This window comes from Streptomyces sp. NPDC001980 (genome assembly GCF_040296885.1).
Classification (GTDB): Bacteria; Actinomycetota; Actinomycetes; order Streptomycetales; family Streptomycetaceae; genus Streptomyces.
Genome location: NZ_JBEOYD010000076.1, coordinates 18,884 through 27,637 on the forward strand (window position 1 = coordinate 18,884; position 8,754 = coordinate 27,637).

An 8,754-nucleotide genomic window follows, 5' to 3' on the forward strand; every position below is an offset into this window, starting at 1 on the left:
CTCGATTCATGCAGCCACTGTGAAGCAACGGTGTTGCGTGATCACGAACGCTCTGTGACCGATGGGTAAAGCATGCTTACGTTCTTTTTGTGATGGTTTTTGCGGTTGCCGAGGTCTGTGAAATGACCGATTCCTGCCTCTGTTCAGGCGGCCGTCGTCACCGCCAGGGCGTCCCGCAGCCGACGGGCCTGGACCACCAGCCGGGACGATCCGCGCCGGGCCGCCGCCCCGGAGAGATGCGGCAGCTCACCCCGGGCCCCGGACCGCTCGGCGCAGTCGGCGGCGACCGAGAGCAGCTCCCCGAGCCCACGGGCCGCACCCGAGGCGCCCGCGGTCCCTGCGGTCGCGAGGTCGGCGAGCAGCACGGGCAGGGTGTGCCGGAGCATCTCCCATATCGTCGCGTTCGCCCCTGTGGCCGCCGCCGTCCGGGCCGATTCGGCCAGCCGCAGCGGCTTCACCGCACCGCGCCGGACCAACTGGCCGAGGTCGGCACCCAGCCGCTCCGCGTCGAGCTGTCCGCGCGCGGCGAGCACCAGCAGCGCGTCCACCGCGGCCAGCCGGTCCTCCGGATGCCGGGCGCCCAGCCCGTACGCCACGCACAGGTGCGTGCTCTCGCCGGCCGGGCCGCCGGACTCGGCGAGCAGCGGGAGGACGGCGGCCATGCCCCTTCCGTCGTCCAGGGTGGCCTCGGAGAGGTCGTGCACCAGCCGCACGGCGACGAGTTCGCGCAGTTCCGGGAGCGTGGCCAGCCAGTGCCGGTGGTTCTCCTGGCCCCAGTGGTAGCAGTAGCGGACCGCGTCGGACGCCGTGAACGGCCGGCCCAGCTGCCGGAACGCCTCGGGGAAGTCCGTCCGGAGTTCTCGGACCTCGCCCGACTCGATCAGGATGCGCGGACCCGATGTCCGGCGGTCGTAGCCGGGCAGGGCGGGCGCCTCGGCGGACAGCCGGCGGGCGAGTCGCTCGCCCTCCGGCGTGCCGAGTTCACGCGCGCGTCCGGCGGCGGTCAGGGCCGCCGTACGGTCCTCGCGCCGGACTCGCAACAGGGCCTGGGCGAAGTCGGCCTCGCCCACCCGGGCGCCGAGGCGACGGTAGGTGTCGAGCCGGTCGACGAGTTCGGCCGGCTCCAGGAGCCCCGTGCCCCACGACGGTGTGGCCAGGAGCAGCGGCTGCGGGTCCGTGCGTATCCGGTGGGCCAGTTCACGCAGCCGGACGTCCAGGACGCGGGAGAACCCGTGGCGCGCGCACTCGTGGTCGGCCGGACCGTCCCGCAGCCCGGCGAGCAGGGTGGCCGTGCTCACGGCCCCGTACAGCGTGGCCAGGATGAGTTCGAGGCCGCCCTCGGCGGTGAGGAGGCCGCGCCGGGTATGGCCGAAGCGCTCCTCGGAGTGCTGCCGGCGGTACGACTCGGGCTCCCACCACCAGCGGGTGGCCGCCACCGGTTCGAGCGCCTCCCGCAGCGCGTCCTGGTCGCGGTGGGCGTGCCGGGCCAGACCGTCCAGCGCCCGCTCGAACGCGGCCACGTCCGCGTCCCCGTCCGCCGCCAGCAGGGCCGACACCTCCTCGGCGAGTTCCACGGCGGAATCCGGCGCGGCCGGGAGCCGGAGCGGCTCCGGAGGCGGCGGTAGCACCTCCTCGTACGCCTCGGGCTCCGCCGCGGGCGCGATGCCCAGAACGGCGGCCGCCCGCACCCGCAGGGCCGGGCTCAACTGCTCGGCCGCGACGGCGATGTCGGACCGGACCGCGGGCTCGTCGTCGAGTCGCTTCGCGTGCCGCTCCACCAGCTTCAGCGCCCGCTCCTGCACCTGGGTGTCCTCGTGCCCGAACGCCTGGGCCACGGCCGGCAGCAGTTCCGTCGCCGCGGACGACGGCAGCAGTTCCGTCGCCGCGGACGCGTCGCGGGCGAGTACCTTGCCGAGCAGCACCAGCTGGGCGCGCACCAGCTTCTTCTCGGCGCGGAACAGCAGCCCTTCGGAGGCCTCGGCGAGTTGCCGCGCGGTGAGGTCGCCGTCCAGCGCGAGGGAGCCGAGGACCGACTGGGCGTGGGCGGCGACCGGGGAGGCGGCGTCCCGGGCCAGGGCCGTCCAGTCGGCGACGCGCTCGCGCACCTCGTCCCGGGTGAGGGCGAGCAGGCCCAGCAGCGGCAGGAAGATCCGGTGGTCGGTGGGGCCGCCGCCGCGCAGCAGGCGGGCCACACAGGCGTCGACCACGGCCTTGCGCTCCAGGACGCCCGCGCCGGTCAGCTCCGCGAGGGCGCTCTGCCAGGAACCGGGGCCGTCGCCGAACAACCAGCGGACCTCGCCGAGATCGGAGAGCTCGAACAGGCCGTTCACCAGCGGCGCGAGGTCCGGCTCGGCGCGCAGCCGGTCGACGAGGGGGACGCGTCCCCAGCTGTGGCCGATGTGGCGGACCCAGCCGACCACATAGGCGTCCGTCACCGGAACCTCGCATCCCGAACGCCGTACCAGCCCCGCCATCAGCGGGAACGGCACGTCCGCGGAGACCGGCCGCGCGGCCAGCCGCCGTGCCACGTCGGCCTGCCAGCCGGTGTCCCGGTCCGCCAGCACCTTCAGCAGCAGGTCCACCGGTGCCTGCCGCCAGCGCATGTCGGCCCCGGCGATCCAGGTCGCGGCCGCCGCGGCCCCCGAGTGGCACATGGCGCCGGCCACCTGGAGCGCCGGATAACTGCGCTCGGACCGGCTCTCCCACGGCGCGGCCCGCAGCTCCTTGCGCAGGGCCTGCAACTCGGGCAGCAGCGCGCGGCGTTCGGCATCCGTCAACTTCCGCACCAGGAGTGCCGTCTCCCCGGCGCGCCCCGCCCGTACCGCCTCCAGCACCGCGCTCATCGCGCACCCCCGCCGGTCTCCGCCATGCCCTGTGTCATGTTCTGAGCCATGTTCCGTTCCCCGTCCCGCTCCACCGCGGCCCCCCGCCGCACCATCCGCACCGCCAGCGCGTGCTTGCACGGACCGCGCCCGCCCCGGTACTTCGCCCACCACAGGCAACTGCAGCTCAGCACCCCCGCCGCGTCCCGCACCCGGTGCACATGACCGTCCTCGGCCGTCACCGTGGACAGCTCGCCGTCCAGGGCCACCGCGCCCGCGGCCACCAGCGCCCGGGCCGACCGCAGCCGGGGGTTGTGCCGCTCCACGCGCCCCGCGTCGTAGGGCAGTTCGCGGTGGAAGTAGGCGGCCTCCGCCGTGTCGTAGCCGACGCGTCCCGAGGTGCCGAGGCGGACCAGGGCCGCGCGGACCCGCTCCGGGGAGAGCCCGGCGGAGGCGGCCAGGTCGGCGACGTCGACGCGGGGCTCCCAGGCCAGCAGGACCGCGATCAGCTCCGCGTCCTCGGCGGCCTCGCCGGTGGCGAGCGCGTCCAGCACACCGCCCTCACCCGAGAACCCCCGTGCCGGGTCCGGCGACAGGGTCAGGGTGAGCCGCATGCCCGGCAGGACGACCTCCCAGGCGGCGGCCGTACCGGAGGCGGCGAGGGCGCCCTGCGGGCCGTAGACGCGCAGGGCCGTCGCATGGCGCAGCACCCGCTGCAGCGCGCCCAGCCGCTCCGGTCCCGGCAGGCACACCGCGCCCGGCACCGGCCGGGTCGTCGGCCGCAGTCCCCGGCCCAGCGGCACCACCCACCCGGGACCGGCCGAACCCCGGCGTGCGGTGCCGCCGCGGGGGAGCGAGCGCAGGAACCGCACCGCCTCGTCCGCGGGCAGCTCGGCCCGCAGATCGAAGCCGGCGGCTGTGACCTGCGCCTCCGCGAAGCCGCGCAGCCAGCGGTCCGGGAGCGGGACCTTCTTCTCCACCACCGGGCCGTCCAGCGTGGTGACCGCCAACTCCTCGGGGCCGACCCGCAGATGCAGCGGATCGTCCGAGCCGAGCCGGGTGAGCGCCTCCCGCAGCGGGTTGTTGACGTCGACGTTCGTCGTGCCCTGGCCCACCTCGCCGCCGTCCAGTCCCGGGGCGAGGACGTCCAGCCGGGCGTACACCCCGCCGCAGCCGGAGAAGGACTCGAAGCGCAGCCGGTCGCCGTTGCCGGTCACCACCGGGTCCAGCGAGGCGCGCAGCTGCGGCTGGTAGTACCGCGCCGCCGCCACGTCGGCCACCGCGAGCAGCCCGGCCGCGGCCACCTGAGGGGAGGTCAGGAAGCCCGCGAAGAACCGCGGATGGTCCTCGACGCCGGTGGGTGTCGCGCCCCGGGAGGTCTCGAGACCGAGAAGGCGGCCGTCGGCGCCGGAGCGCAGCACGGAGGGTTGGCGATAGGCCACGGCCTGTGAAGATCGCGTCATGGGAAAAACCGTAGAGGCGACCACTGACAATCGCTCTGACCTGTGAAAACGCGCCCGAAGACGCTCTGTGGGCGGGCGAGTTCGGAGCATGCGGCAGGGCCGCGCACCGGGGGATGACGCCGGTGCGCGGCCCTGTGAAAAGCGTACGGGAGTTACTGGCCCACCCGGCCCGGCTGCAGGGTCTGCGTGAACAGCACGGTGCCGTCGTACTCGCGCAGACGCACCGTCAGCTCGCCGCTGTCACCGTCGATGTCGACCTCGCCGAAGAACTGGTAGCCCTCGGCGGGTGACACGTTCGAGGCGGTCGGCGCCTTGACGAACACCCGGTCGGGGCCGAACGTGCCGTCCAGCGCGTTGGCCGGGAAGGCACCGGCGTTCAGCGGGCCGGAGACGAACTCCCAGAACGGCGCGAAGTCCTTGAACGCGGCCCGCGACGGGTCGTAATGCTGGGCGGAGGTGTGGTGGACGTCGGCCGTCAGCCACACCGTGCCGGTGATCTTCCGGTGTTTGATGTACCGCAGCAGCTCCGCGATCTGCAGCTCACGGCCGAGCGGCGCGCCCGGGTCGCCCTGGGCGACGGCCTCGAAGTTCGCCTTGCCCTCGACCGGGTCGGGCACGACCAGGCCGATCGGCATGTCCGCGGCGATCACCTTCCACACCGCACGCGACCGGGACAGCTCGCGCTTGAGCCACGCCAGCTGTTCGGCGCCGAGAATGCCCTGCGGGTCGGTGGTCTGGTCGTCGGGAGAGTTCGCGTTGCGGTAGGTCCGCATGTCCAGCACGAACACGTCGAGGAGCGGGCCGTGGTGGTGGACGCGGTAGATCCGGCCGTCCGGGCGGCCGCTGATCGTGGAGATCGGGAAGTACTCGGAGAACGCCTGCCGGGAGCGCACCGCCATGTCGTCCAGCCTGGTGCCGGCCGGGTAGGCGGTGCCGGTGCCGATGACCTCGCCCGGGTACCAGTTGTTGCGGACCTCGTGGTCGTCCCACTGGATGACGTTCGGCACCTGGGCGTTGAACCGGCGCAGCGCCTGGTCCAGCAGGTTGTAGCGGAAGTTGCCGCGGAAGTCGTCCAGCGTGACCGCGACGTGCGACTTCGCCTCGGAGGTGACGTTGCGGTACAGGCTGCCGTCGGGCAGCGCCTGGGTCGCCGTGATCACGCCGTCGGCGTAGATGTTGTCACCGCTGCAGAGGAAGAAGTCGGGGTCCAGCTTCGCCATCGCGTCGAAGATGCGGTAGCCGCCGATGGACTCGTTGATGCCCCAGCCCTGCCCGGCCAGGTCGCCGGACCACAGGAACTTCACGCCCTGACGGCGGCGCGCGGACGCGGTGCGGAAGGTGCCGGTGACCGGCTCGCCGGTGCGGCGCGGGTCGTCGGGGTCGGCGAGCCGCACCCGGTAGTGGATCTGCTCGCCGGACGGCAGCCCGTGCAGCCGCGCGGTGCCGGTGAAGTCACTGTCCGCGCCGAGCAGCGGGCCGCGCCAGCTGCGGGCGTTGCGGAACGACTCGGTGGCCGAGGTCTCCACGATCATCCGGGCCGGCCGGTCCGAACGGACCCACACCAGGCCGGAGTCGGCGGTCACGTCGCCCGCCTGTACGCCCCAGTCCGCCCGGGGACGCCCGGACAGTGCGAACGCCGGCGCGGAACCGAGCGCCGTGGGCAGGGTCAGGGCCGCCGACGCGGCGAGCGAGCCGCGCAGCACACTGCGGCGGCCAGGGAGCGAAAGGGACATGGAAGGGCCTCCAGAACGGGATCCGGCCAGTGGTGCACAGCCACAACTACTGGGGCGCCGCAGCGCACACGGAAACCGCGAGTGAACAACTGACCGACACCGCAAGCGCTGTCCCTCCGGAGGGCGGCCGTGTCGTGGTCGCTCCGGTCCGGCCGCCGGGTCGTCGCTTCGGGGCCGGTCGTGACGCGGTCACCCGTCGAGTGCCTCCGCCAGCACCCGCACGCCCTCCCGGATCCGTGCCGCCGGCAGATGCGCGTACCCCAGCACCAGCCGTACGCCGGACTCGTCGCCCCGCGCGTGTGTGCACGCGCTCAGCGGACGCACGGCGACTCCGGCCGCCGCCGCCCGCCGCACGAAACGGCTCTCCGGCCCGTACCGGTCGGGCAGTTCGGCGATGGCGTGCAGCCCTGCCGCGATCCCCGACACGCGCGCGTGCGGGAAGTGCTCGGCCAGGGCGGCGACCAGGACGTCCCGCCGCTCGCGGTAGGCGCGCTGGCAGCGGCGCAGCTGCCGGTCGTAGTCGCCGCGCTCCAGGAACCGGGCGAACACCGCCTGGTCGACGGAAGGATGACCCAGGTCCATGGTCCGCTTCCGCTCGACGACGGCGTCCGCAAGGAACTCCGGTACCAGCAGCCAGCCCAGCCGCAGTCCGGGGGCGAGGGACTTGCTGACCGACCCCGTGTACGCCACGCGTTCCGGGTCGAGGCCCTGGAGGGCGCCGACCGGGGCCCGGTCGTAACGGAAGTCGCCGTCGTAGTCGTCCTCCAGCAGCAGCCCGTCCACCGAGCGGGCCCAGTCCAGCAGCCGGGCGCGGCGCCCGGGGGAGCAGGCGATCCCGGTCGGGTACTGGTGGGCGGGCGTCGTCACCGCCGCGCGGACGCCCGACGCGTGCAGCGGGCCCGGCGCCAGGCCCTCGCCGTCCAGGGGCAGCGGTACGGCGCGCAGCCCGGCCGCCGCGTACAGGGCGTCGTGCTGCGGGCTGCCGGGGTCCTCCACGCCGATCTCGCGCACCCCGCGCGCGTGCAGCACGGAACCGAGCAGCGTCGCCGCCTGCGCCACTCCGGAGACGACCACGATCCGCTCCGGGTCGGCGACCACGCCCCGCCGCCGGGCCAGCAGTTCGGCGAGGGCCGAGCGCAGCCGGGGCAGTCCGCGCGGGTCCGGATAGCCGAGGTCGTGGTGCGGCAGCTCCGCCAGCACCTCGCGCTGGGCGGTGGCCCAGGCGGCGCGCGGGAACAGCGACAGGTCGGGCGACCCCGGCACGAAGTCCACCCGCACGCCGTGCGGCCGCGGCGCGAGGTCACGCGCGCGTGGCGCCGCCGCCCGCACGGCACCGCCCACCCAGGTCCCCGCCCCCCGGCCGCTGCGCAGGTAGCCCTCCGCCACCAGCTGCTCGTACGCCTCCGTGACCAGCCCCCGCGACACCCCGAGGTCCTTGGCCAGCTCCCGGCTCGACGGCAGCCGGGTGCCGGGCGCGAGCCGCCCCGCTCGGATCGCCTCCCGCAGCGCCGCCTGCACGAAACGGCCACGCGCGCGCGCCGGCGCGGAGGCGGCCGGCAGCAGCAGCTCCCACGCGGCGGAGCCCGGCAGGTCGCCCGGATTGGTCCCCGATGACGTCATGGAAGTGGACCTTAATCCGGGCCGCCCGGGTTCCTAGCGTCGTCCTCATGAACGCGACCACCACGCGCGGCTCCCTGCTGACCGCGCTCGCCTACGTGCTCGTCGGTGCCTCCTTCACCGCCAACAGCGTGCTGGGCCACTATCCCTACGCGGGCGGCCAGTTCCTCCGCTACGGGCTGGCCTGCCTGCTGCTCGTGCCGGTCGTCGGGCGGGGCGCGGCCGAGCGGCTGCGCGGGCTCGGGGCGCGCGCGTGGCTGCGGCTGGCCCTGCTCGCCGCCGTCGGGATGGTCGGCTTCAACCTCGCCATCCTCGCGGCCGAGCGCACCGCGGAACCGGCGGTCCCGGGTGTGTTCGTCGGCTGCGCACCGGTGGTGGTCGCGGTCCTGGTCCCGCTCCTCGCCGGCCGTCGGCCCCAACGCCAGGTGCTGCACGGGGCGTTGCTGGTCGCGGTCGGCGCCTTCGCGGTCCAGGGCTGGGGGCGGACGGACGCGAGCGGTCTCGCCTTCTCGGTGTGCGCGCTGGCCGGTGAGGTCGGGTTCGCGGTGCTCGCGGGACCGGCGCTGCACGCGCTCGGCCCACGGCTGCTGACCGCCGCCGTGTGCGGACTCGCCGCGGCCGAGGCGGCGGTGACCGGGGCCGTGCTCGACGGCGGGGCGTGGCTGCGCCGGCCCGGCGCCGCGGAGACGGCCGCGCTGCTGTGGCAGGCGGCCGTCGTCACCGTCATCGGGTTCGTGTGCTGGTACATGGGCGTGCAGCGGATCGGCACGGAGCGCGCGACCCTGTTCACCGGCCTCGTCCCGCTGACCGCCGTCTGCACCGCCCCGCTCGTCGGAACGGGCTCCTACGGCCCCGCGCAGGCCGTCGGCGTTGCCCTGGTGGGTGCCGGGGTCGCCCTGGGCTCCGGCGCGCTGCCACGGCTCGGCCTCCGGTCGGCGACGACCACCCCGCAGCCCCGCGGGGGAACGTCCTCCGGCGACGGCTTCCGGCCGACACGCGGCCGTGCTCCGGCCCGCCGCGCCGGGGACCGGTCGTCGGTGGCCAGGGCTCTGACTCGCCTCGGCGGCCGCCGGACACCGGCCGGCCCGGCACCGCACCGTGGCGTGCCGGCGGCCCACC

General features: G+C 75.0%; 5 protein-coding genes. 1 reads left to right on the forward strand and 4 read right to left on the reverse strand.

The annotated features are described in order from the left end of the window. Positions 1-143 precede the first annotated feature (143 nt). The 4 genes from ABT137_RS49300 to pdxR form a co-directional block, all read right to left on the reverse strand. Entirely contained in the window at positions 144-2,843 is a 2,700-nt protein-coding gene (locus tag ABT137_RS49300) for a DUF7824 domain-containing protein (RefSeq protein ID WP_351720252.1), read from the reverse strand. Continuing rightward, entirely contained in the window at positions 2,840-4,285 is a 1,446-nt protein-coding gene (locus tag ABT137_RS49305) for an SWIM zinc finger family protein (protein ID WP_351720254.1), read from the reverse strand. The genes ABT137_RS49300 and ABT137_RS49305 overlap by 4 nt, the downstream gene beginning before the upstream one ends. A gap of 152 nt (positions 4,286-4,437) precedes the next feature. Next, a complete protein-coding gene (locus tag ABT137_RS49310) occupies positions 4,438-6,018 on the reverse strand; it encodes an alkaline phosphatase D family protein (protein WP_351720256.1) in 1,581 nt (526 codons plus the stop codon). A 189-nt stretch (positions 6,019-6,207) separates the two neighbouring features. After that, positions 6,208-7,638, reverse strand: coding sequence for a MocR-like pyridoxine biosynthesis transcription factor PdxR (gene pdxR / locus ABT137_RS49315; protein ID WP_351720259.1), 1,431 nt, complete (start codon positions 7,636-7,638; stop codon positions 6,208-6,210). 47 nt (positions 7,639-7,685) lie between these two features. Between pdxR and ABT137_RS49320 the strand changes: the two genes are divergently transcribed. Beyond that, a partial coding sequence (locus tag ABT137_RS49320) for a DMT family transporter (RefSeq protein WP_351720262.1) occupies positions 7,686-8,754 on the forward strand: 1,069 nt, incomplete at its 3' end.

Coding starts and splice junctions, on each gene's coding strand:
- ABT137_RS49310 (WP_351720256.1), bottom strand. CDS start 6,018: ATGTCCCTTTCGCTCCCTGGCCGCCGCAGTGTGCTGCGCGGCTCGCTC.
- ABT137_RS49300 (WP_351720252.1), bottom strand. CDS start 2,843: ATGAGCGCGGTGCTGGAGGCGGTACGGGCGGGGCGCGCCGGGGAGACG.
- pdxR (WP_351720259.1), bottom strand. CDS start 7,638: ATGACGTCATCGGGGACCAATCCGGGCGACCTGCCGGGCTCCGCCGCG.
- ABT137_RS49305 (WP_351720254.1), bottom strand. CDS start 4,285: ATGACGCGATCTTCACAGGCCGTGGCCTATCGCCAACCCTCCGTGCTG.